Source organism: Limosilactobacillus mucosae (assembly GCF_013423865.1).
Classification (GTDB): Bacteria; Bacillota; Bacilli; order Lactobacillales; family Lactobacillaceae; genus Limosilactobacillus; species Limosilactobacillus mucosae.
The window spans coordinates 1,656,396-1,678,287 of sequence record NZ_CP058954.1 but is presented as its reverse complement, the minus strand read 5'-3'; the positions used below and the strand labels follow the sequence as shown (position 1 = coordinate 1,678,287).

Annotated in this window: 25 protein-coding genes and 2 pseudogenes; 15 read left to right on the top strand and 12 right to left on the bottom strand. The window is 42.3% G+C overall.

Annotated features, from left to right (window positions below):
• The first annotated feature begins 27 nt into the window (after nucleotides 1-27).
• Nucleotides 28-3,147, top strand: coding sequence for a type I restriction endonuclease subunit R (locus H0G69_RS08305; RefSeq protein WP_180304676.1), 3,120 nt, complete (start codon nucleotides 28-30; stop codon nucleotides 3,145-3,147).
• A 17-nt stretch (nucleotides 3,148-3,164) separates the two neighbouring features.
• Nucleotides 3,165-3,395: a hypothetical protein gene (locus tag H0G69_RS08300; RefSeq protein WP_180304675.1), complete on the top strand. Its 231-nt coding sequence runs from the start codon at nucleotides 3,165-3,167 to the stop codon at nucleotides 3,393-3,395.
• Nucleotides 3,396-3,788: 393 nt separating this feature from the next.
• Here H0G69_RS08300 and H0G69_RS08295 read toward each other — a convergent pair whose 3' ends face one another.
• Together H0G69_RS08295 and H0G69_RS08290 are read right to left on the bottom strand one after the other, a co-directional pair.
• On the bottom strand, nucleotides 3,789-4,598 hold the full coding sequence (locus H0G69_RS08295; RefSeq protein ID WP_240164388.1) for an IS3 family transposase: 810 nt from the start codon (nucleotides 4,596-4,598) through the stop codon (nucleotides 3,789-3,791).
• Nucleotides 4,599-4,636: 38 nt separating this feature from the next.
• Complete coding sequence (locus tag H0G69_RS08290; protein WP_180304674.1) at nucleotides 4,637-5,350, bottom strand: helix-turn-helix domain-containing protein; 714 nt, start codon at nucleotides 5,348-5,350, stop codon at nucleotides 4,637-4,639.
• A 93-nt stretch (nucleotides 5,351-5,443) separates the two neighbouring features.
• On the opposite strand from H0G69_RS08290, the pseudogene H0G69_RS08285 reads away from it, so the two are divergent.
• A pseudogene (locus tag H0G69_RS08285) lies at nucleotides 5,444-6,025 on the top strand (transposase); the annotation flags it as partial.
• Nucleotides 6,026-6,119: 94 nt separating this feature from the next.
• Here H0G69_RS08285 and H0G69_RS08280 read toward each other — a convergent pair.
• The gene (locus H0G69_RS08280) at nucleotides 6,120-6,320 is read right to left on the bottom strand and encodes a cold-shock protein (RefSeq protein ID WP_180304673.1); all 201 of its coding nucleotides are present in this window, start codon (nucleotides 6,318-6,320) and stop codon (nucleotides 6,120-6,122) included.
• A 210-nt stretch (nucleotides 6,321-6,530) separates the two neighbouring features.
• Between H0G69_RS08280 and H0G69_RS08275 the strand changes: the two genes are divergently transcribed.
• The 12 genes from H0G69_RS08275 (at nucleotide 6,531) to H0G69_RS08220 (ending at nucleotide 14,778) form a co-directional block, all read left to right on the top strand.
• Nucleotides 6,531-6,980 (top strand): HEPN domain-containing protein, encoded by a 450-nt coding sequence (locus H0G69_RS08275; protein ID WP_180304672.1) that lies wholly within the window; start codon nucleotides 6,531-6,533, stop codon nucleotides 6,978-6,980.
• A 301-nt stretch (nucleotides 6,981-7,281) separates the two neighbouring features.
• Entirely contained in the window at nucleotides 7,282-7,860 is a 579-nt protein-coding gene (locus tag H0G69_RS08270) for a DUF6933 domain-containing protein (protein WP_180304671.1), read from the top strand.
• A 27-nt stretch (nucleotides 7,861-7,887) separates the two neighbouring features.
• Nucleotides 7,888-8,466, top strand: a complete 579-nt coding sequence (locus H0G69_RS08265) for a DJ-1/PfpI family protein (protein ID WP_180304670.1) — start codon at nucleotides 7,888-7,890, stop codon at nucleotides 8,464-8,466.
• 192 nt (nucleotides 8,467-8,658) lie between these two features.
• On the top strand, nucleotides 8,659-9,171 hold the full coding sequence (locus H0G69_RS08260; RefSeq protein WP_180304669.1) for a GNAT family N-acetyltransferase: 513 nt from the start codon (nucleotides 8,659-8,661) through the stop codon (nucleotides 9,169-9,171).
• A gap of 53 nt (nucleotides 9,172-9,224) precedes the next feature.
• Nucleotides 9,225-10,394 (top strand): MFS transporter, encoded by a 1,170-nt coding sequence (locus H0G69_RS08255; RefSeq protein WP_180304668.1) that lies wholly within the window; start codon nucleotides 9,225-9,227, stop codon nucleotides 10,392-10,394.
• Between the two features lie 152 nt (nucleotides 10,395-10,546).
• Entirely contained in the window at nucleotides 10,547-11,560 is a 1,014-nt protein-coding gene (locus H0G69_RS08250) for an NAD(P)-dependent oxidoreductase (RefSeq protein ID WP_180304667.1), read from the top strand.
• 201 nt (nucleotides 11,561-11,761) lie between these two features.
• The gene (locus H0G69_RS08245) at nucleotides 11,762-12,169 is read left to right on the top strand and encodes a MerR family transcriptional regulator (protein ID WP_180304666.1); all 408 of its coding nucleotides are present in this window, start codon (nucleotides 11,762-11,764) and stop codon (nucleotides 12,167-12,169) included.
• Between the two features lie 157 nt (nucleotides 12,170-12,326).
• Complete coding sequence (locus tag H0G69_RS08240) at nucleotides 12,327-12,500, top strand: hypothetical protein (RefSeq protein ID WP_180304665.1); 174 nt, start codon at nucleotides 12,327-12,329, stop codon at nucleotides 12,498-12,500.
• Complete coding sequence (gene tnpB, locus H0G69_RS08235) at nucleotides 12,490-12,846, top strand: IS66 family insertion sequence element accessory protein TnpB (RefSeq protein ID WP_180304664.1); 357 nt, start codon at nucleotides 12,490-12,492, stop codon at nucleotides 12,844-12,846. The genes H0G69_RS08240 and tnpB overlap by 11 nt, the downstream gene beginning before the upstream one ends.
• A gap of 72 nt (nucleotides 12,847-12,918) precedes the next feature.
• On the top strand, nucleotides 12,919-13,257 hold the full coding sequence (locus tag H0G69_RS08230) for an IS66 family transposase (protein WP_109588161.1): 339 nt from the start codon (nucleotides 12,919-12,921) through the stop codon (nucleotides 13,255-13,257).
• 5 nt (nucleotides 13,258-13,262) lie between these two features.
• The gene (locus tag H0G69_RS08225) at nucleotides 13,263-13,652 is read left to right on the top strand and encodes an IS66 family transposase (RefSeq protein WP_180304663.1); all 390 of its coding nucleotides are present in this window, start codon (nucleotides 13,263-13,265) and stop codon (nucleotides 13,650-13,652) included.
• A gap of 172 nt (nucleotides 13,653-13,824) precedes the next feature.
• On the top strand, nucleotides 13,825-14,778 hold the full coding sequence (locus H0G69_RS08220; protein WP_180304662.1) for a hypothetical protein: 954 nt from the start codon (nucleotides 13,825-13,827) through the stop codon (nucleotides 14,776-14,778).
• Nucleotides 14,779-14,889: 111 nt separating this feature from the next.
• Here H0G69_RS08220 and H0G69_RS08215 read toward each other — a convergent pair whose 3' ends face one another.
• The 9 genes and pseudogenes from H0G69_RS08215 to H0G69_RS10945 all read right to left on the bottom strand — a co-directional run bounded on the left by H0G69_RS08215 (nucleotide 14,890) and on the right by H0G69_RS10945 (nucleotide 21,870).
• Nucleotides 14,890-15,750, bottom strand: a complete 861-nt coding sequence (locus tag H0G69_RS08215; protein ID WP_180304661.1) for an ABC transporter permease — start codon at nucleotides 15,748-15,750, stop codon at nucleotides 14,890-14,892.
• Nucleotides 15,747-16,661, bottom strand: a complete 915-nt coding sequence (locus tag H0G69_RS08210; protein WP_180305436.1) for an ABC transporter ATP-binding protein — start codon at nucleotides 16,659-16,661, stop codon at nucleotides 15,747-15,749. Before H0G69_RS08210 ends, H0G69_RS08215 begins: the two co-directional genes overlap by 4 nt.
• Nucleotides 16,662-16,764: 103 nt before the next feature.
• Nucleotides 16,765-17,214: a hypothetical protein gene (locus tag H0G69_RS08205; protein WP_180304660.1), complete on the bottom strand. Its 450-nt coding sequence runs from the start codon at nucleotides 17,212-17,214 to the stop codon at nucleotides 16,765-16,767.
• 613 nt (nucleotides 17,215-17,827) lie between these two features.
• On the bottom strand, nucleotides 17,828-18,115 hold the full coding sequence (locus tag H0G69_RS08200; protein ID WP_033934801.1) for a PTS sugar transporter subunit IIB: 288 nt from the start codon (nucleotides 18,113-18,115) through the stop codon (nucleotides 17,828-17,830).
• A 31-nt stretch (nucleotides 18,116-18,146) separates the two neighbouring features.
• Nucleotides 18,147-19,453: pseudogene (locus H0G69_RS08195) on the bottom strand (PTS galactitol transporter subunit IIC).
• A 73-nt stretch (nucleotides 19,454-19,526) separates the two neighbouring features.
• Entirely contained in the window at nucleotides 19,527-19,982 is a 456-nt protein-coding gene (locus tag H0G69_RS08190; protein ID WP_034539478.1) for a PTS sugar transporter subunit IIA, read from the bottom strand.
• A gap of 10 nt (nucleotides 19,983-19,992) precedes the next feature.
• On the bottom strand, nucleotides 19,993-20,403 hold the full coding sequence (locus tag H0G69_RS08185; protein ID WP_180304659.1) for a PTS sugar transporter subunit IIA: 411 nt from the start codon (nucleotides 20,401-20,403) through the stop codon (nucleotides 19,993-19,995).
• Entirely contained in the window at nucleotides 20,390-20,965 is a 576-nt protein-coding gene (locus H0G69_RS10950; protein WP_240164344.1) for a BglG family transcription antiterminator, read from the bottom strand. The genes H0G69_RS08185 and H0G69_RS10950 overlap by 14 nt, the downstream gene beginning before the upstream one ends.
• Nucleotides 20,926-21,870, bottom strand: a complete 945-nt coding sequence (locus tag H0G69_RS10945) for a BglG family transcription antiterminator (RefSeq protein ID WP_240164343.1) — start codon at nucleotides 21,868-21,870, stop codon at nucleotides 20,926-20,928. Before H0G69_RS10945 ends, H0G69_RS10950 begins: the two co-directional genes overlap by 40 nt.
• Nucleotides 21,871-21,892 lie beyond the last annotated feature (22 nt).

The following is a 21,892-nucleotide window of genomic DNA, read 5'->3' as shown; positions in this document are numbered from 1 at the left end:
AATCCAGTGAAAGGAAGGTGATTCGTCGTGTCAAAAGGATACTTATTAGAATCTGATGTCGAAAATGTGGCATTAGATACCCTGCAAAAAGTAGGCTATGATGTTTATAAAAGTCCAAGTCCAACTTCTCCTAATCCAGGAATTGACAAGATGCGAAATAATGACCATGCGGTAGCCGTTTTAACTGAAAAACTGCAGTCGTCCCTAAAAAAACTTAACCCAGGTTATCCAGAAGAAATATATAAAGAGGCTTTGCGCCAGTTAACTCGCTTAGCCGATAATCCAGATATGATGGTGAACAATCACTATTTCCACAAATTATTAATTGAGGGAATTCGGGTTAAAACAACAGTGAATGGTGAAAATCGAACTGAAGTACTTTATCCGATTGACTTTGACCATGTGGAAAATAACAAATTTGTGGCAACAAACCAGTTTACTTTTAAAGGTAGCCGTGAACGGCGCCCTGACACTACTATCTTTGTCAATGGGTTACCAGTGGTGACATTTGAATTTAAGGATGCTAGCAATCCTAACGTCAGCATTGAAAATGCCTACCGACAACTGCAAACTTATAAAGCTGAGATTCCTGAATACCTGAAATATAATGAAATTTTAATTGCATCGGATGGTATTAATTCTCGAGCTGGATCTTTAACTGCTGGTTTTGATCGCTTTATGCGCTGGCGAGCACCCAAAAATGTTAACGATGGTGATGATCTTGAATTAGAGACAATGATTAAGTATATGCTGACACCTAAGGCTTTACTTAATTTAATTGAAAACTTCATTATTTTTGAAACTGATGGAGATAACACAGTTAAGATCCTGGCGGCTTACCACCAGTACTACATGGTCAACAAGGCCGTTAAAGCCGCTAAACGGACGCTTGCTGACCCTAATGACAAGCGTATCGGTGTGGTTTGGCATACTACTGGATCAGGCAAAAGTTTATCGATGGTGTTCTTTGCCAGCATTGTGGCTAGAAAACTTAATAATCCAACAATGTTGGTAATCAACGATCGGAATGATTTAGATGATCAGTTATTTGATACGTTTGCCGCCGCACATGAATTTTTACGACAAACTCCAGAACATGCAGAATCTCGTGATGAACTTCGTAAATTTATGGATAAGCAATCGGGGGGAATCGTTTTTTCAACCATTCAAAAATTTTCACCAGATTTTGACAGTTGGGAAACAGAGATGCCGGTTTTAACAAACCGCTGTGATGTAATTGTTATTGCTGATGAGGCCCATCGATCTCAATATGGGTTAAAGTCTAAATTTACTAATAATGGGTTACGATATGGCTTTGCTAAATACTTACGTGACGCTTTACCTAATGCATCATTCATTGGTTTTACTGGAACCCCAATTTCTACTGCTGATAAATCAACTGTTGCAGTCTTCGGTAATTATATTGACGTTTATGATATTACTCAGGCTGTTAATGACCATGCCACAGTCAAAATTTATTATGAGAGCCATGTATTTCCTCTAAAATTGAAGTCCGATGCACAGGCTAAGTATCAACAACTGCTAAAAGAGGCCAACTTAGATGATGATCCTAACTTAGAAGAAAATGCTCGACGTAACCGAGAATTCTCCCGTTTGGAGGCATTAGCTGGTGCTCAGCCGCGACTAGAAAGTATTGCTAAGCATTTTGTTAATCATTTCGAAGCACGACAAAAAGAGACTTTTGGCAAGGCAATGATTGTTGAAATGTCACGTCGAAATGCTGTACGTCTTTATAATGAGATTGTAAAGCTTCGCCCTGAATGGGATAGTGATGACCTAGACAAAGGGAAGATCAAAGTCGTTATGACTTCTTCGGCTGCCGATGGTCCAGAAATGGCAAAATTCCAAACTAGTAAGTCTGAACGCCGGATTCTTCAAAAACGTATGAAGGATAATAATGACGAGTTACAGATTGTGATTGTAGTTGATATGTGGTTAACCGGATTTGATGTGCCATCGATGAACACAATGTATATTGATAAGCCAATGAAGGGGCACAATTTAATTCAAGCAATAGCACGGGTTAATCGTGTTTTCAAAGATAAGGACAGTGCGCTTATTGTTGACTACATTGGAATTGCTGAAAATCTAAAGGATGCCTTAAACATTTATTCTACAGAGGACCAAGGCCAAGTTGGAGTTAACATGAAAAAGGCACTGGCTCTTTTAAAAGAAAAGTACGATATCATTACAAATGACTTTTTGTATGGTGTTGACTATTCAGACTTTGACTCTGAAGATGGAACAGTACGGATGAAGGTAACTCGTCGAGTAGCTAATGAAATTCTGCATGAGGATGAAGAAGCTCAAAAGAAGTTTCTAGATGTCGTTACAGAACTGCAAAAGGCGTATGCTTTAACCTCGACTCAACCAGAAGCTCAAGCTTATGGGAAAGAAATCGCATTTTTTAAGACAGTTAAAGTGTTCATTCAAAAGCTAAAGCAACCAGACGATCAACAGGCTGGAGATAGTGGTCATACTGATGTGGATTACCGAATGCAACAGTTGCTAGATCAATCTATCATTTCGGAGCCAAACGTTGATATTTATAATCAGTTAGGTATTGAAAGACAAAGCATTGATTTGATTTCGGATGAATTCTTGCGGAATGTGAACAATATGCAAGAAAAAGATGTGGCAATTGTCTTATTAGAAAAATTGCTTAAAGGTAAAATTAAAGCAATGACTCGAACTAATAAAGTGACATCACAGAAATTTGAAGAGATGCTTAAGAAGTCAATTGATGAATATAACAAACGTGGAATTACTAGTGAATTTGTTATCCGTAAATTAATTGAAATGGCCAAAAACATTAATAAAGAGCAAGATAAGGGGAAAGACCTCGGTTTAACCCCTGAGGAAGTTGCTTTCTATGATGCTTTAGCTGATCATGAAAAAGCGGTTCAAGTATTAGGGGAAGAAAAGCTTCACTTAATTGCACAAGAGTTAGTGAAATTGGTTAAAGAAGAATCTGGTGTGGACTGGGAAAAGCGTCGTAATATTCAGGCAAAGATGAGAGTTGCTGTTAAACACCTATTACGGAAATATGGCTATCCGCCTGATATTGCTCCTCAAGCTATTAATACCGTAGTTGAACAAGCAGAATTGATGGCATCAAATGACTAAATAATAGGAGAAGCGTAATGATAGATGAGTTTCATAAGGTGGATGACGGCACCACGCTCTGGAGTAATGATAAAAATTATTACTATGACAACGATTACTATCCTAATGTTAGATTAGTTCGCAGTGGTAATTTTTTAAAAGATGAGGATCACAATAAGATTTATGAAATAGTAAATGACAAATTCATATATTTAAGGGAAGATAATTTTCGGCATATCGAAGATGGTTCATATGTTTGGTATAAGTAGTTACCTAACTAGGATTTCTTCAAATGCACATAAAATGATTAAGGCTTGTTGAAGTACTGGAATCAAAGCAGTGTTGTAAAGCATAGTCGACTATTTCCCACAAACACCCATAAACCAAATTGGCCTATCAGACACAAGTGTGTTCATGATGGGCCAATTGTGGATATTAGCGATGGAAAGTTGGGAGATTGTAGAAACGTTGATTTTGTAGCTTTTAAGCATGTCTTAGGCTAGACAGAAAGGTTGCCGGGACACGTTGAGAGTATTACTGTGCTTGAACGTACAGAAAAATAGCCTACAAATCGCGTTATAATGGCATTTATAAGTGATGGAAAGTGTACCAATTCTAGGCACTATTGCCTGTCAAGTATACAGTTTAAATAGAAAAATTATTTATGCGGCTTGAGCGCGGAACTTTTCTGCGCTCAAGCCGTTTTTTGATGCATAAGCTCGTTCGGTATTGAAATATTTAATGGCCTGCTGGATAGATTGTTCCAATTCTGCCATGCTTTTTGGACGAACCCGTTTAGCTAACCAAACCAGTTTGAAATCATTCCACCAACGCTCCATTGGTGAATTCTCCCATGGATGACCGGGGTGAGACATACTATGGATGCAGTTTTGCTCAGCTAAGTAATCATTGAAAGCCATTGAGCAGTAAGCTGCGCCACGATCCGTATGGATCATTGGCTGAGCGTCTGGTTCTACTTTGAAGGCACGCTTAAAGGCTTCGATCGCTGATGCAGCCGTTTCAGTAGCCGAAATGTTGTAGATCAAAACATAGCGACCATATAGATCCATCACTACATGCACGCGCGCCTTCCTTACCTGCTCATTACCATACACAACTTCGGTAGTATCAGTCACCCAAACCTCATTCTTACTCTGACGATCAAATTGCTCATTAAGTAAGTTGTCATTGATGTATTCCTCGTGACGTTTAATCCGATTATGCTTCTTCTTACGGATATTTGCCTTGATCCCGTGATTTCGCATGCAGTTAGTAACTCGCTTTAAGCCGGCCTTGAAATCCAATTTATTTTCAAAAGCTAGTTGCGTCGTCATGCCTAAATAACCCAAGGTCCACTTATGCTTTTTTTTCAATTCCAAAATGGCTTTAAGTAATTCTGCTTGTTCATCATCATGGATATTGGCCTTTCGATGAATCCACTTGTAGTAAGCATCTCGAGTAATACCTGCGATCTCGCTTAAAGTGCTGATTGGCCACCCGTACTCTTCATTTAGTTCTTTGATGGCTTGTTGTTTGAAGAACTTTTCGCCTCCCGATTGCGAATTTCTATTAATTTTTTTGCGAAAGCGACCTCCATCTCATTCCGTTTCACTTCGGCCTTCAATAGCCGATTCTCCGCTCTTAATTTATCTAGTTCTGTCCACTCGGCTTTGGGCTTAGCCTTACCCCGCCGATCACGAAGTGATTGCGGGTCATTACCACTCTTACGATATTTCTGATACCAGCCATAGACTTGTTGGTAACTCACGTGATACTTATCTACAGCCCAACTGTAATTAACATCGTGCTTGATTAAGTCTTCAATAATCGATAATCGTTCTTCAAAAGTAGTTTTGCGTCCTGGCATAATTGAATCTCGCTTTCTCGGCGTATAAGCCTTCAGTTTTGATTCATTATACTGGATAATCCATTGTGATAATTGCCAATCGGATTTTAAACCATGCTTTAAAGCAAATTTTTCTAAGGTATCCGTTGAATGCTCAAATTCCACAACTAATTTGCGCTTAAACTCAACGGAATAAACTTTATTATGGTGAGCACTTTCAAGTCCTCTCATTCCCTGGTATTTGTACATTCTCTTCCATCTTCTGATGGTGTGTGCGTTGACGCAATATTCTTGAGCTAATCTTTCAATAGATTCTGTTTGAGCTTTCTTGATAATAATTAATTTTTGCTGAACTAAAAATTTGGCTCGTCTTCCCATAATTAAAAACACCCTCCAAGTATCAGACGAATTTTCTATTTCATCTGTATACTTAGAGGGCATTATAGCCCTAATTTTTACGATTGGAATTAGTACACTGCTTTGAATAAAATTCGGGTTAAAGCTATGAACCAAGCTGGCAATGGGAGCCATCAATGGTGGGCACTCAAGCATTTCTGGAAATTAATCCTAACCCCAGCGGGGGTACTCAAATATGATAAATATTGGTCACGTCGTAATTTTGGCTATACTCAGTTTCAGTTGACCGACGTTGAAGTTATTCAACGCTTACTGGCTTTCAATGATGATCTTAAACAAGCTTATCGTTATTATCAGGACCTTATTCTCGCGATCAATCATCGTAGTAAGGATGAACTCAATCATTTACTCGCGATTAAATGGACCCAGCTTCCCCAATCACTTCAAAAAGTTCAACGGACTCTCCGGAGGCATCGTAAAGAGATTATCACCAGCTTTAAATATGGTGACTACACGAATGGTCCAGTCGAAGGAACTAACAATAAGATCAAAGTTATTAAACGAACTGCTTATGGCTTTCGTAACTTCTTTAATTTTCGGGCTCGAATCCTGCTTGCCCTTCCTAACTCATACTTTGCCATCAACTGGAAGAATAAAAGAGCAGCTCATGTCCAATCTCAGACACGAGCTGTTTGAAAAGTTATTCAAATTTTTCTATCAGTACTTCTTGACGAAAAGCCATAAAAAAGAACTGCTCCATCAAAAGCAGTTCTTCATAATATTAGACAAATTATTGTGGAACAACATTAGTCGCTTGAGGTCCTCGATCGCCTTGTTCAACATCGTAACTAACTTTTTGCCCTTCCTCAAGACTCTTAAAACCGTTAGTTTTAATTGATGAAAAGTGTACGAATACATCTTTATCATCTGAACCAGTGATAAACCCAAAGCCCTTATCAGCATTAAACCATTTTACAGTACCATTTTGCATATATATATCCTCCTAGGAATCAAACCAAAGTAACCAAATTGAATTAACATCTAAGAAAATAATAGATAGCAAAGATGAATGATACTTATAACTTCCGTATATGTCAATTTGACTAATTCTAACACTTTAATTTGCTGTATGCAACCCTAAATAATTCAAGCGCACAGTTTTTCATATGACTATAATGATGTCCAATCGGAGTTGCTCAGTGTGATAAATAATTGGGTAAGTTCCTCAAAAGAGTTACAGTTACTGGTGGATGACTATTTGTTAACGGTTAACTACAGGTCGGTAATTGAAAATGATCTTGTCAATTATACACAAGGCATTGAATCGTATTTTAGAAATGAACGTCTTACTTTGAGGGATAAAATAAACAAATTTATTGAGGAATTGCCTGAATCCTATAGAGAACTATTATCTGAACACGTTGGAAATACAGATGATTGGATTGGAAAGCTTGTAAGCACAAGGGTATTCCTAACACACGGAGATAGAGAAAATATGGCGGTATCTAATCCTTATAAGTTAGTGCAGATGACAAAAATATTCGGCTTTATGGTTAGAATCTTTATTTTACAAAAATTAGGGATAACCATTGATAAACCAAAGATACTTAATAAATTTAAGGTTTTAGGGAGTGTAAAATATTTTGTGTAAAAAGGGATCTTCCTGTGCGTATGATGAAGTCTGATTTTTAAAACATTGCGTCAAGCGTGTCTTTACAGTTGGTAAATCCAGTGCTGGTCCGGCGTATTCTGGACAGATTCTGATCATAGGTCGCTAATAAGCGGTTGGCTGCAGTAAAAAAGTTATCGGCGCGTTATTTGCCACAGACAATAAAAACAGCCGCAGTATACTAAAAATTAAGCGTGACGGATGGCTGATTCATATGGCAAAATTATTAAAAAGATTAGTGTAGTCAGAATTGCCGACCAATGCAGAGATATGGGGGATTGCCATGATTATTTACGGAACTAAAGAAACAAGAAAAGTCTACCATATGCCATTGCCTGATCAGATTGTCAGTCCACTTTTGCGTCTAACGATTGCCAATACTAAGCAAAAGGAAGCAGGCGATCGGCTCTTTGAATGGGGCGCTAAAGTCTTTTACTTTGAAGGATCGCGTTGCCTGCAGCTTTGTAATTTTGCCAGTAAGTTTACAATTGTGATGGCGCTTGTAACCGATGACATGATTAAACGTTTGCCAGAATACATTTTTGAATATCTCTATGATGTTTATGCTGGTGATCCTCAGATGAAAAAACTGATTGATCGTTATCTAGCCGACAATACTATCATGTTTTTCGATAAGCTGACTGATCGTGTAACCATCAGCAGCATGAATCATTTTCAGGTTTATTTCATGGACGATGGCGACCGCTTTTATGACTTTGCGGAAGGCAATCTGATTCGCACGCGGGCATTGAACAAGAAAGTCAATTGCGACTATTTGATGGGGATGACGATTGATGGCAAAAAGACCTACATCTATCCTGCCGAAAAATTTGCGGAATTGCTGAAAGCCAGATACAGCTGATTTTGCCAGTCAAAAGGAGGGCGCGGCATGAACTTCTACTTTCTTTTATTCGATAAATTTGAAACTTTGGATCTCTTTGGACCGGTTGAAATCTTTGGAAGAATTCCCGATGCACGGCTTGACTATATCTCAATGAAGGGCGGGATCATTACCAGCGCACAGTGTACTCAGATTTTGACGCAAAAAGCAGCCAAACTGCCAGATGACGCGGTACTGGTGGTTCCTGGCGGTCGGGGCACGCGGCCATTGGTGAAGGATGCTGACTTTTTGGCGAGACTAAAGGACCTTGCCGATTCAGCTGCCAATGTTTTGTCAATCTGCACGGGATCGGCATTGCTGGCTGCGGCCGGGGTTTTGGTAAATGTCAAGGCGACATCCAACAAGTATGCTTTTGAATGGGTAACGAGTACGGGGGATGCAGTCTGGATCAGAAAAGCACGTTGGGTTCATGATGGCCGTTTTTACATGTCATCGGGAGTTTCAGCGGGAATTGACATGGCACTGGGATTCGTTGCTGATCATTACGGTCTGGATGCTGCTAAAGCCAATGCACAGAAGGTCGAATATATTTGGAATGAAGATTCAGAAGTTGATCCGTTTGCTTAAAATTTTAAAATGAAATCTTTTTTCGTTATACTATAAACAATAACAGTCACCGGAGGATAGTGTGCCGCAGCACAGGGGATCGCAGTTATCTGCAGGCCGCCTATCAGATAAGGTGTCGGGTGAGCCCGGTTAGATGTTTTGGCATCGCTGGGCTTTTTTAGTACCGGCATTGATTTAAGGAGGCTTTTAATTATGGTAGAACTGATTTTGCTGCAGCCAAAGGATCGTGAACAATTTATCAAAGATAATCAATGGGTCTTTAAATATGGCGCGTTGGAAGAATTTGGCAAGCGCAATGACCAATTTGAAGAGGGCGACGAGATAATCGCGCGCCAAACGATTGAGAACTGTATTGATCAAGGCACGGCCTATCGTATCTGGCAAAATGGTCAAAAAGCAGGCGGGGCCGTCGTAAACATTAATGGTGATCATGGCAGTCTGGAACTGCTGTTTGTCAATCCAACCATGCATAGTCACGGGATTGGCAAAGCTGCCTGGCGAGCAATTGAGCAGATGTATCCAAAAGTCAAAGTCTGGGAAACGATCACGCCTTATTTTGAAACGCGCAACATCCATTTTTACGTTAACAAGTGCGGCTTTAAGATCGTTGAATTTTATAATCCGCATCATCCTGATCCCAGCTGGTCGGCTGCTGATAATCAAGTTGGTTGGCTGGATTTTCGCTTTGAAAAAAGAATGGAATAGGCGTTATCATTAATTAATTCCTAAACACGACTATTTATTTAAAGGATGATGAAATGGCTTCTTTACTATTAGGGGTAATTTATTTGATCTTTGTCAGTCTGGGACTGCCTGATTCGCTGTTGGGGTCGGGGTGGCCACAGATGCAGGCTGCATTTAACGTTCCTTCATCATATGCCGGCTACGTCTCAATGACGATTGCTTTTATGACCATCATTTCGGCATTGCTGAGTCCTAAATTGATTCAGAGATTTCATACTAAATGGATCGTTATTTGCTCAATTTTATTAACGATTGTGGGACTGTTTGGCTTTTCACTTTGTACTGAGTATTGGATGCTGCTGATTTTCGCGGTTCCCTATGGCTTAGGGGCTGGCGCAATTGATGCCGCGATGAATCATTATGTCGCCAGCTGTTATTCAGGCGCCGTGATGAATTTTTTGCACTGCTTTTATGGACTGGGGGCCGTGGTCAGTCCGTATATCATGGCATTGGCTCTAAAGACGGCGCGTTGGAATGAGGGCTATCGCTGGACGGCTTTTTTGCAGACGGGGATTCTGCTAGTCGTATTATGTTCATTGCCACTCTGGCATCAAAACGAGCAGCCTGATGAAAAGCAAGCCAAGGCGGCCAGTGCGGGAATCAAAGAAGCAATCAGACAGCGGGGCGTGATTACGACGCTGCTGGCCTTTTTTGCCTACTGTGCTGGAGAAGCCACTTGCTTTTTATGGACGCCAAGCTACTTTGCCGGGACGAGAAGCGGTTTGAGCGAGGAGACGATTGCCTCATTTGGCTCGCTGATCTTTGGGGGACTAATGCTGGGGCGCTTGTTGGCGGGAATGGCTGCCAACCGCTTTGGTGATCGCCTGATGATCAGAATTGGCGCAGCAGTTGAGCTGGTTGGCATTGTGCTGGTTATGCTGCCGACTGCTGGCTACCAGATTGCAGCAGTTGGCTTTGTCGTTATCGGTACGGGGATGGGACCAATCTATCCGTCGATTCAGCACATGGCACCTGCTAACTTTGGCCAGCGCTACAGTGCCGCCGTAATTGGTCTGCAGATGGCGGCAGCCTATACTGGCACTACTTTTATGCCGACGATTTTTGGCCTTTTGCAGCAGCAATTTGGTATTTGGATCATGCCATACTATCTGATGGTGTTTGCGGTGCTTAATATCGGCCTTTTGGAGCTGACGTATCAAAAGTTTCGCAATCAAGTTCGGTGAGCATCACAAGTTCGATGAATCAATCCGCTTAATGCAGTTACGAAATTGGACTGGTTGGAGTAAACTGTGAATCAATCGCTAGGTGATGAACTGTTGATAAGATCAGCGGTTTCTGCTTCGGCGTCAACTTAACCAGCTATGGGGTGATCTAGATGAAAATATTGCATATTGGTAAGCAGGGAAATTTACAGCGGTTCGCAGCTGCTGACGGCTTTTTGAATTCGTTGGATCTGGTTGATTTAAAACCAGATCTGCCAGTTGAAGAATACCTTAATCAAGCTGGCGACGCGGACTTTATCGTTGCTGACGCGATTGCAGCGGTACCAGGAGCCTTGATTCGACAAATGCCTAATCTGTTGGCAATCCATTCTGAAGGCGTTGCTTTTAATGCAATTGATCTAAAAGCTGCAGATGAATGTGGTGTCTATGTCTGCAACGCGCAGGGCATGAATGCAATGGCAGTAGCTGAGCAGACGATTTTATTGATGGTCGGGATGCTGCGCAATGTTGTCGTAAATGATGCGGCAGTAAGAGCTGGTCATCAGATTGAAGCCAAGGGAGCCTATATCCAAAATGCCAACCTGCTTGAACTGGCTGACTGCAGTGTGGGGCTGATTGGCTTTGGTGATATTGCCCGGCAAACTGCTCGCTTGTTAAAAGCCTACCAGGTTAAGAATATTTACTACTACAAGCGTCATCGACTGGATCCAGTACAAGAGCAGCAATATGGCGTACAGTATCGTGAATTGGATGACTTATTGGCACAGAGTCGGATCGTCAGTCTGCATTTGCCAGTAACCAAAGCAACGCGGCATATGGCAGATCAGACCTTTTTTGCCAAAATGCAGCCAGGTAGCTACCTGGTTAATACGGCCCGTGGCGAACTGGTTGATGATGCGGCACTGATTGAAGTGCTCAAGTCTGGACATTTAGCGATGGCTGGTCTTGATACGCTGGATCATGAGCCGGTCTTAAAAGATCATCCGCTGTTGAATCAGCCGCGATCGATTGCCAGTCGCCTGCTGCTTAGTCCGCATATCGGCGGTATTACCGCAGCCAGTTTTTATCGCGGCTATGCCATGATTGATGAGGATCTGTGGCTGGCTGCTCAAGGTCAAGAGCCTAAGCGCGTTGTCAATCATCCCCAGATTCCTAAAGCAGATTAAGCCGCTTAACAAGATTACAGATTTCAACCTAAAGCGCTGCGCTGGCCTAAAGTCAGAGTGGCGTTTTATTACATTGACGACCTACTCAAAATGGCTGCTGTCGGTGGTGGTTGACTTAGGCAACAGCTCAAGAATCTTTTATTTACCATTGACTTATAGTTAACTTTAAGTAGTAGGGTTAGTCATAAAGGGGGATTCGGAATGTCTGATATGACGATCACTGAAGTAAGTCGGAAGTATCATATCAATGCGGCGACGCTTCGCTATTACGAACAGATTGGCCTGCTTCCCAAAGTGCCGCGGCGTGCAAATGGCAATCGCTACTATGATGATCACTTGCAGTCTTGGCTTGAGATGATCATCTGTTTGCGGCATTCAGGCGTGCCAGTGGAAGAATTGGTGAAATATGACCAGTTGCTTGAGCAGGGCGATTCGACGCTTGATGCCAGAGAACAGCTGCTAAAAGAACAATTGGCCATGCTGATTCAAAAGCGCAAAAATCTTGATCGCTCAATTGAACGTCTGCAGCATAAGATCTCGCTTTATGAAAGTGGTGAGATCAGGCAGAACCGCTCCTATTTTGATGAGTATGACATTTTAGATGATTAAGGAAGCGTGTGATATGAAAACAATAATTAATCTTTTTCATCCTGATTTTAAACAGTCGCGGGTTAACAAAAAGGTAAGCACACTATAACCAACCGTATATGATTAAATCCCAAGTTCTCCTATACTTGAAGACATATTCAAGGAGGAGGACTTTTTTATGAAGCAAGATTTTGTCGAAGTTGATATACCGCAAACAAAGAAGCCGGTTGCTAAGCGCTCACTCCTGGCAGCTATCGTTTCACTGCATCAAGTAAAAATTAATGTCTACCAAGAAGCAGATCCCGTTCTGGTTAGTGAGATCATTAAAGCAGTAGCCGCTTATGCTGGTTAACTGGAGTGCTCCTCGGCACGTCTACATAGTTTGTGGCAAGACCGATCTGCGGAAGGGCATTGACGGTTTGGCCATGGTGATCGCAGAGAATTATGACTTGGAATTAGATAATGATTCGCTATTTCTATTTTGTGGCAATCGTAATGACCGCTTCAAAGGCTTATACTGGGACGGTGAAGGATTCATCTTACTTTATAAACGCTTTGAAAATGGCGGATTACGATGGCCGCGACATCGAGAAGACGCAGTGGCATTAACCAAGAGTCAGATTAAGGCATTGTTAGAAGGTATCTCGCCACTGCCTCAGAAACGAATCAGGCCAGCTATTAAAGGACCAGGGTATTAACAAGTTCCTCTTTTATTTGCCTCCATTATCTGATAACCTATGGTCATCAGATAATGGAGGAGGTGATTGGTAATGGCTGAGAAGATCACTCTAGAAGAAGCTTTGCGTGAGAACAAAGAACTAAAGGCTAAGATTGCGGAACTGACCGAGATGGTAAACTATCTGCAAAAGCAACTTTTTGGAAAAAAAACTGAAAAATTAAGTGTTGGCCAGCTGGATCTGTTTGATGATAAAGAACAGGAAACCGCGCCAACGAATGATTCAACAGTCGAAAAGTTGACCACTACCGTTACCAGTCATCAGAGAAAATGCAAATCAAAGGAATCACGTAAACAATTGCTTGATTGCCTAGAACAAGTTGAAGAACTTCATCAGCAAGTGAGAAGGCAGCCCAAAGGCGTCAACATTTAAAAGCGATGATTGATGATTTCTATCAGCTGATTGAAGAAGCCTTGACGAAATCGCCACTCAAACCGCTACGCAATGCGATCAAAAATGCCTTCAAATTGAAGAAGTGGGTTTACCAGATGTTCAGGCATGGAGAGCTGCCATTGCATAATAATCACAATGAGCAACTGATTCGTCCCACCGCGCTGGTCAGAAAGAACAGTCTGTTTGCGAAGTCCACGGTTGGGGCCAAAGCTAATGCAATCTGGTATAGCATCGTGCAAACCGCAAGACTAAACCATTTGGATGTCTTTAAATATTTAGAGACCCTGCTTAGCGCCTTTGCAAAACGCGAAACGTCAGAAATAGAGGCTTATTTGCCATGGGCTCATAAAATTCAAGAAAGCTGCAAAGCCTAGTTGATAAATGAACAGCGGTCGACCACGCAGAAATGCGCCGGTCGACCGCTGCTTTTTTATTCTTTAATTTTTGAAATTGCCCACTGCTTAGCAGACAACACGGTTCAATATGGTGTGCTTACTTTAAAATAGATAGTCACTAAAGAAATTCAATTATTGGGAGTTGATTGTAATGACTTTTAAGCAGCTTTTAGAACCTCCGAATGAATATTATTTACTGGACTGCGAATTTGCCACTGAGCTGAATCTCCAGTCTAAAGAGATCCGAACTGTTCCTTTAGAGATTGCAATTGGCCATTATCTTAATGGAAAACGGATAAGCTGCCTATCCGAGTATCTCTATTGGCCCAATATGCTGGCACGCGACCTAAAAAGAGGGATCAGCCACAGCAGCTTTCAATTTTCTGAATACATGAAAAAAGGGCAGCTATCACTTGTTGTTGATGAGTTGAATTCATTCACGAAAAAACCGCTGCCGTTCGTGGGATGGAATGTAAGGCACGACTTGGATGTTCTTTGCAGCTGTTTGGATTCACTGTCCTGTCTAAACAGCAATGCCATTCAATTCTTCTCAATCGATCATTATTTAATGAAGAAACATAATCTGGCCAATCTTCCCAGTCTAAGAGATACCGTTAATCGATTTCATCTCCCTTTGGCAAAGATGAAAGATGTCGCCATTACCGATGTCGAGATGACCGCGGAAGTGTATGCCTACCTTTTTAATAGTAATGAACTCAGTGCCGCGATGAATCAATTGACTAAAAAGACTGTGAGTCAAAATATCACCTCGCGAACAGAGATACTCATACCCGCTCAGCTGAAACTAATGAATGGCAGAGCACTACCGACCAATCGCTTACCTAGAACAATATGCTATATCGTCTGTACAGGCAAAGACCAAAAGATAACCTCAAAACAAGCGGAACGGTTAAGAAAATGGCTGACCAACATGTCCACAAACCATCTCTTGATTCAACGCACGAAACCAGCACAGGCCAACATTGGAATCTATGTAGGAAACGCCAAATCATTTGCTGAACTTCCAGAAGAACTGGTTACTACTAAGCTCAGAAAGCTGCAACGGGCGGGGAAACCAATAATATCACTGACGGCAAGCTCTTAACCAGAAGCGGCTTGAACACGGAAAAATTCCGCGATCAAGCCACATAATCAAATTTTATCTATTTATCTTGTACACTTGACAGGACTATAGCCTAGCGCTATGTCTGTTTTTCTAAATCTCGTTCTCTTTCCGAATCAACACTAAAACTGCCAGCAAATAGAAAACCACACCGGTAATCAACAAAGCTACTACGGACATCCATGCTGACGCGGTATGCCCGTTATACACAAATACAACTCCTAGAATCTCCTTAGTTTCTTTTAAAACTGCTGTCGGTTGATTTGCAAAATTCTCTTTGATAGAACCTTTCATTAATAGTTGCCGATAGAGGACGGCTGAATGAGCACACGGAAAATACTTTACCAGCCATTGAACGTTTTCTGGCAGATTACCGATTGGAATATATGCCCCTACCAAAAAGCCGATTAAAGTCCCGACTATCATACTGGCAGCTGAGTAGGCACTGTTAGTCTTCAAAAAAGAAATTATGAAGGAAGCAATTGCTGATGAAGCAAAGGCTGACAAGACGATTACACCAAATAGCTTGAGTAAAATATCCATATCCAGTACTGCTCCGCCAATCATACCCATGTAGATTTCTCCAAAAATCAAGGTGAAAATCGACATGATGATACTTATGATAAAGCCAGTAATGATATAGCCTCCTGCAATCTGTCGTCGACTGACTGGGGATGAATAAAAGTCCTTGATAGTTTTATTCTCTCGGTCGCTGATCATTACCCCGTAAGCTCCCAAACTAGTAGTGATCGATGCCGAAGCCAACATCCCCGCCAACATCCAAGCCCTCATCAGCCGGTTAGGATGTGGCAAAAACTTTAAACCACTGCTTATCGAGTCGCCAATAAAAAAGATGTACAAGGCAAAAATAATGATTACACTCAGCATTGAGAAGAAAACAGCAGCTTTGTCTTGAAAGTAAATCTTGAGGTTTCTCTTGACCATTATTTTCATTCTCGTAGGCTCCTCCCTGTAATGTTCAAAAACACGTCATCCATCGTTCCGTGCAACACTTCAAAACTCTGTAGCTGGTTCCGTGCTTTTTGGACAATATCAATGGCATCCAGTGTGTCTGTTAACTCAACCTCATAGTAGTCTTCCATCTTGCTCCAGGTAAACGAAAAGCTTCCCAGTAAACTATCCAGATGCTGCTCTTTCTTTGGGTACAGTCTCAATCGATCATAGCTGTAGCGCTCTTTTAGACTGATTGGACTTCCCTTTGCGACAATTTCCCCGTGATCTAGAATTATTACATAGTCTGCCATAGCGGCTTCTGCCATATAGTGGGTCGTCAGAAAAATTGTCATCCCATGCTCTTTCTGCAAGCATTGGATTGTCTTCCATATATGCTGCCTTGTTTGCGGATCAAGCCCTGTTGTTGGTTCGTCTAAGAAGAGAATCTTTGGCGTGTTTAAAAGGGCTCTTGCGATATCCACTCGTCGCCTTTGTCCGCCTGACAGTTTCCCATACTGACGCTTAAGTAGGTCCTTAATCTCTGTGTATTCGACTGCACGATCCACGGCTTCTTTAACTTCTGCCTTGTTGGGGTAATAAAAACCGGCTCTAAGCGTTAAGTTGTCAGCAACCGTGAGTTTCTTATCCAAAAGTCCCTCTTGAAACACAATCCCAATCTTCTGTTTGATAGTTTGAGCTTGCGTCTTTATATCAAAGCCTGCCAACTTAATCTCTCCTGAATCAAATTTGGTCAAAGTCGATAAGCAGTCCACCGTCGTTGATTTACCAGCTCCATTAGGGCCAAGAAAAGCTAAAAGTTCACCTTCACGGACATCAAAAGAAATATCATTGACAACTTTCAAGTCACCATAAGATTTGGAAAGATGCCTGACTTCAATTGCATTTTCGATTGTTCTACAGCTCCTTTCTTTTTATTCTCACAAGAATCTATAGTACCCCTAAAGGTAACCGAAAATAATAAATAGTTTCACAACAATCGCATGTTCATTTATTCTAATCGTCCTTCTTAGATCCGTCATCATTTTGTGAGTTTTTCTTCGCCCCGTCATCAAAGAACTCTTTGATGATCCTGGCTGCTGAACTACTAAGAATGACTGGCCTGCTCTCGCGCGTAATCCTTTTCCAAACAAAGAATGAACGCACAAAAACAATCACGCTGACGCCGCCGCCAATCATAAAGAAATACTCATTCGCGTAGGCGCGCATCGTTAGGAAGCCAACCAAAAAAGCTAGTACCATCTGACTCAAAGCGCGTCTTCCCTGCTTAAGCTTTCTTCTCGACCCTAGGATCTTCATTTTCCATCTCAATCGACTGCGTTTATCGAATCTGGACTTGTTTTCTAAATTACGAGACAACTGTTCTCTTTCATTTAAAAGTCGAATTGCCAATGCCGCCATCATCAATATAACCGCAATCCCCAAAGCTCTTACCACAATACTCATCATACCGCCCCTAACGTCTTACTTCGCGTTCCCAATCAGATTAGGAATGTTTTTGGTATATTAAGGATAACTCAATTTAGAGATATATTCTGCACGATCATAAGGAATGTTGGTGCAAATTATATACTCGCTATAAAGTTCAAAGACACTAACTGATGAGCATCGCCTTGACCGATTTTTTGAACGGCTTAAAAAAAATCTCCTTTTTCGGTTTTCAGTAATTTAAAGAGCATAAGGGGAAATCTACCACCGACTAGTCTGTGGCCCGCCAGTGACGGGGATTTGACGTGGATACTAATTTTCTCGGTTCGCGCCTATAATGCACCCTCAACGAGTACGTTTCGCTGCCCAAAATGACTCCGCAATGCGTCCATCAGCGATTTACGAATTCTGCATGGCACGTGGGGCATTGTACATTTTGAAATTGCCATTCTTGTACAATTTCACGCTGCCATTTTTGGGCATTTTTAGACTGCCATCTTATTAATTTTTACGACAGCAGAGGGATATAAATATGCCTTAGCAGCTCAGCAATTTTTGTTCAACACACTCCATCAGCAATCAAAAAAACAGGCTCGCGGAATTTCCACGGGCCTGCTTTTCGTAGGTTAATCTAGTCTTCACCCAGCTTTGCCAGGATTTGATCGTATACCTTATCTACACCGATACCAGTCAGCAGCGGAAGGCCATTGATAACCTTGTCGCGAACGTCTTCTGGAACGACCGTCGTGCTGACAAACACATCGTAGTCATCAATGTTGTTGATCTGTTCGGCAATGTTACTCTTGTAGATCTTGACCTTGTCCAGCAATCCTTTTGAGTCCAAAAAGTCGCGAATCTTTCCTTCAGCAACAGTGGAAGTAGCAACACCGCTACCGCAAACAACCATTAACGTCTTCATAGTAATAATCTCCTTCCAAATTTAAACAAATCTAGGCAGCAGGTTTAGCCTTCTTAGCTTGGTTCTTCTTGTGGAACTTGTTGTACCAGATCATCAATGCCAAGGTAACGACACCGATCAAACCGATACCGCCCCAAGTCATAATCTTGCCAAGGCCAACGACGACCCAGGTAGTCCAGACACCACCGTCACTAAGAACGGAAATTGAGGTGTTGCCTTGAAGGCTGAAGTTGGCAGCTTTTGCGGAAGCCGTAACCAGTGGAGCAACCCAAGAAGCAATGTACAGGCTCAAGATGATGTCCACGATCCCACCAACCAGCGTCCGGAAAATGTCGCCGCGGAATACGGCAGCCATGATGGCAATCATGTAAGGGATGGTTGCCAAGTCACCAAATGGCAGCACGTGGTTACCTGGCAGGATTACGGCAATCAGCAGCGTAATTGGAACCAGCAGCAGTGAGGCGGACAGAACCGTTTCGTTACCTACAGCAAGCGCACTGTCCATCCCGATGTAAAGGTTCCGGCCTGGGAAGTGCTTTTGAACCAGTTCGTTGGCACCTTCAGAAATAGGAGTCAGACCTTCCATCAGCAGTGAAACCATCCGCGGCATCAAGACCAGAACGGCAGCCGTTGAGACACCAAGCTGCAACGTCTTGGTAACGGAGTACTTAGCCAAAATACCGATTACGATACCAATCAGCAGACCCATCACGCCAGAGTCGCCGAAGATTCCCATACGCTTTTGAATCGTCTTTGGCGTCAGCTTGATCTTGTTGATGCCAGGGATGCGGTCCATCAGCCAGTTCAACGGCAGAGCCAATACGTAGCCTGGTGCCGAGGCGCCTTGTGGGAATGAAATACCATCCAAACCGTACTGTTTCTGAATGTATGGAGCGGACATGTCAGCAAGCAGGTAGATAACCATTACGTGAACGATCATCGTAAAATCCCAAGCGAGAAACTGTGTGAAACCGCGTAGACGAGGGAACCAGTAAAGGCAATGTGCCAGTAGTTCCAAACGTCAACATCCAGCGTCTGCGTCAATCCCAACAGCAGCAGTACAACGTTGGTGATAACGCCAACCGGAATAGCCAGACTCCCCAGAACGGTACCGTAAGCAATGGCAGAAGCAGCCGGCCAACCAATGTCAATCGTGCCAAGGTGCATCCCAAAGTTTCTAACCATGGCATGCGAGGCAGGGCCAAGATTCTTGGTTAACAGACTAATGACCAGGTTCAAGCCAATAAACCCGATCCCAACCATCAAACCAGCTTTGAAGGCCTTGCTTGGCTTGATCCGTAAAATCAAAGCAAAGATAAACAGCAGTATTGGAAGCATAACGCTTGCCCCAAGGTTAACGAACCATTGGAGTCCTGATGCTATAGCACTCATATCTTTATCCCCTTTAGCTCTATTCAATTATTTCGTTCTTCTTCATCAAATCGAGAAAATCATTCTTCTGATCAATTTTTTGCAAAGCGTCCATGGCTTCTTGGTTTTGGAAGAGCGCCATCAGCTTCTGCAACATGCTCAATTGGTCGTCTGACTTTTTGAGTGCAAGCATGAAGATCAGTTTTACTTGAATCTCGGCATTATCGCCCATTTGATGAAAAGTCACTGGATGCTTCAGACTCATGAATCCAATCTGCGGCTCAATCACCTTATCTGGATCCGTATGAGGAATCGCAACCCCAATCGTTTGAGTCATCAGTCCGGTGGGAAAACTTTCTTCACGCTTCAGTAAGGCATCCCTGTACTCGCTGGTTACTACTCCTTTGGCATACATACTGTCAGCCAGCCGAGTTAAGGCGCTTACGTTGTCAGAAGCATCTTGGTTAAATAAAATAACCTCTTTATCAAACAACATGCGTTTCCCTCTATTCTTCTAAAAGACTTTCAATAGTTTTCTTCTCTATGCCTCGTTCACACAGCCGTTCTACAAAAGAATCATCTGCCATATGAACCACAAAATTACTTATCGCTTCATCGTTGCCTTTTACGACCAGAAACGTTCCGGTATCCACTGAATGATTATCAAACCATTCAACTGGGGATCCCAATTGGCTAACGATGATATAGCTATCGGCAATTCCAGGCATTACGACATGCGGCATTACCAACTTTTCCGCAAGCCTTGTGCTCCCGATTTCTTCTCGCTCTCTTAACGTCTGAATGAGCAGCGTTGGATCATTCGAGAAATCGGGGATGATGCCCGCAACGTGTTTAAGCCATTTATCGCGGTTAGGCACGATTACGTTTTTGTCCAGAATTAGCTTAGTCTTCATCATTCAATAACCTGCTCAATCGATTCCTATCCTGTTCGTTAAACATTGCGCTTGAAAGGATCACCTTAGCGTCCTTTCGCGGCACGACCGGTACTGTTGAGACAATCACGTCAACGTCATCGTACTTGTCGGGATTCTCAACGTAGTCGGTCTTTGAAGTGACTCCCACGATATTCAGATCCGGAAATGCCTTATGAATCTTTACGTACAGGAGTTTTGAAGTTCCAATCCCGCTGGCGCACATGATCAGTACTCGCTTTGGCAGGCTTGATTCTTCAATATATTTAGCAAAGTAAAGCGTAAGGAATCCAATCTCATCATCATTGATCTTCCAAGGCAGCTGTAATTCGTTTTCCGCCTTTTTGGTAATTGCCGCGACTTTCTTAAAAAGCTGACCGTATTCTAGCTTGATATCAGCAAGTACCTTATTGGCAACTACGATATGATTGTTCAGACGGTTGATCATGGGCCGAATATGACTGACCAGATCATTCTGAAGCGAGATAACGCGCGATGACCCTGGATTCAATCCAAACTGCTTGATATAGAATTCAGCCAGCTCCATCGATTCAGATGAAGTCTTTTGTCGTATACGTAATTGTTGTTGTAACGCATCGAAATCAGATATTCCAATAAATAATAGCTTTCAATGGCTGGTATATCGCAGTTAAGATAATCGGCCACGTTCTTGATCACGTCATTGCTTACCTTATAGAATTTTGGATTGGCCTGAATGATCTTCTCATATCGCTTGTTTTTGATCTGCCCGTCCTTAGAGTCGATCATCTTTCCTTGACGAATTCTCTTCATAAGAATGTAGAGATGGGAAAAGATGTTTACGTTATAAGGATAGGGGATCGTTGTATTAAGCAGGCGCTGAATCAATTCCAACTGCGTGGTTATGAATTGATTGTCAAAGCGGCTCAGATCATGAAACTCACTGACGAAATCGTTGATGCTCTCTTGGTTCATGGCATTGCTCTGCATCAAGACTGCGTTGATGGCTCGCCGGATGTTCCGCTCATCACCAACTACCGAAACAAAGCTGCCATCCCGCTTTAAGCTGAGATCATATTTTTGAAGCTGCTTGCTGATAATCGTCAAATCTTGATGAATCAGCTCAATGCTTACGAAGAAGTCCTCATACATCTCTGACACTCGATTGGCCAAAGGCGCGTTGAACAGCAGCTTGGTAAGAATCTGGTTCCGTCGCTCCAATGGCGTACTGTCCAGCTTGTCGTTTTCAGAACCAGTCTGCTTCGTCAATTCGAGATACCGATCGTAATTCAACTTCAACCCTTTGCCACGCTCGGAGACAATGATTGGTTCGTCATAGTGGTCATTGATCCCATTGACGGCTCGATAAATCGTCTTTGTCGAGATGCCAATAGACTTTGCCAACTCATCGGCTGTGACAAAACGATCGCTTTTCGACAGAATCTTTATTATTTTGTCACGATTTCCACTCATCTTCCTCCCTCCTTATCTAAAC

Coding starts and splice junctions, on each gene's coding strand:
- H0G69_RS08225 (WP_180304663.1), top strand. CDS start 13,263: ATGATTGATGATTTCTATCAGCTGATTGAAGAAGCCTTGACGAAATCG.
- H0G69_RS08250 (WP_180304667.1), top strand. CDS start 10,547: ATGAAAATATTGCATATTGGTAAGCAGGGAAATTTACAGCGGTTCGCA.
- H0G69_RS10950 (WP_240164344.1), bottom strand. CDS start 20,965: ATGGAGCTGGCTGAATTCTATATCAAGCAGTTTGGATTGAATCCAGGG.
- H0G69_RS08280 (WP_180304673.1), bottom strand. CDS start 6,320: ATGCAAAATGGTACTGTAAAATGGTTTAATGCTGATAAGGGCTTTGGG.
- H0G69_RS08245 (WP_180304666.1), top strand. CDS start 11,762: ATGTCTGATATGACGATCACTGAAGTAAGTCGGAAGTATCATATCAAT.
- H0G69_RS08255 (WP_180304668.1), top strand. CDS start 9,225: ATGGCTTCTTTACTATTAGGGGTAATTTATTTGATCTTTGTCAGTCTG.
- H0G69_RS08300 (WP_180304675.1), top strand. CDS start 3,165: ATGATAGATGAGTTTCATAAGGTGGATGACGGCACCACGCTCTGGAGT.
- H0G69_RS08215 (WP_180304661.1), bottom strand. CDS start 15,750: ATGAAAATAATGGTCAAGAGAAACCTCAAGATTTACTTTCAAGACAAA.
- H0G69_RS10945 (WP_240164343.1), bottom strand. CDS start 21,870: ATGAGTGGAAATCGTGACAAAATAATAAAGATTCTGTCGAAAAGCGAT.
- H0G69_RS08205 (WP_180304660.1), bottom strand. CDS start 17,214: ATGAGTATTGTGGTAAGAGCTTTGGGGATTGCGGTTATATTGATGATG.
- H0G69_RS08240 (WP_180304665.1), top strand. CDS start 12,327: ATGAAGCAAGATTTTGTCGAAGTTGATATACCGCAAACAAAGAAGCCG.
- H0G69_RS08185 (WP_180304659.1), bottom strand. CDS start 20,403: ATGATGAAGACTAAGCTAATTCTGGACAAAAACGTAATCGTGCCTAAC.
- H0G69_RS08260 (WP_180304669.1), top strand. CDS start 8,659: ATGGTAGAACTGATTTTGCTGCAGCCAAAGGATCGTGAACAATTTATC.
- tnpB (WP_180304664.1), top strand. CDS start 12,490: ATGCTGGTTAACTGGAGTGCTCCTCGGCACGTCTACATAGTTTGTGGC.
- H0G69_RS08290 (WP_180304674.1), bottom strand. CDS start 5,350: ATGGGAAGACGAGCCAAATTTTTAGTTCAGCAAAAATTAATTATTATC.
- H0G69_RS08265 (WP_180304670.1), top strand. CDS start 7,888: ATGAACTTCTACTTTCTTTTATTCGATAAATTTGAAACTTTGGATCTC.
- H0G69_RS08190 (WP_034539478.1), bottom strand. CDS start 19,982: ATGTTGTTTGATAAAGAGGTTATTTTATTTAACCAAGATGCTTCTGAC.
- H0G69_RS08270 (WP_180304671.1), top strand. CDS start 7,282: ATGATTATTTACGGAACTAAAGAAACAAGAAAAGTCTACCATATGCCA.
- H0G69_RS08230 (WP_109588161.1), top strand. CDS start 12,919: ATGGCTGAGAAGATCACTCTAGAAGAAGCTTTGCGTGAGAACAAAGAA.
- H0G69_RS08220 (WP_180304662.1), top strand. CDS start 13,825: ATGACTTTTAAGCAGCTTTTAGAACCTCCGAATGAATATTATTTACTG.
- H0G69_RS08200 (WP_033934801.1), bottom strand. CDS start 18,115: ATGAAGACGTTAATGGTTGTTTGCGGTAGCGGTGTTGCTACTTCCACT.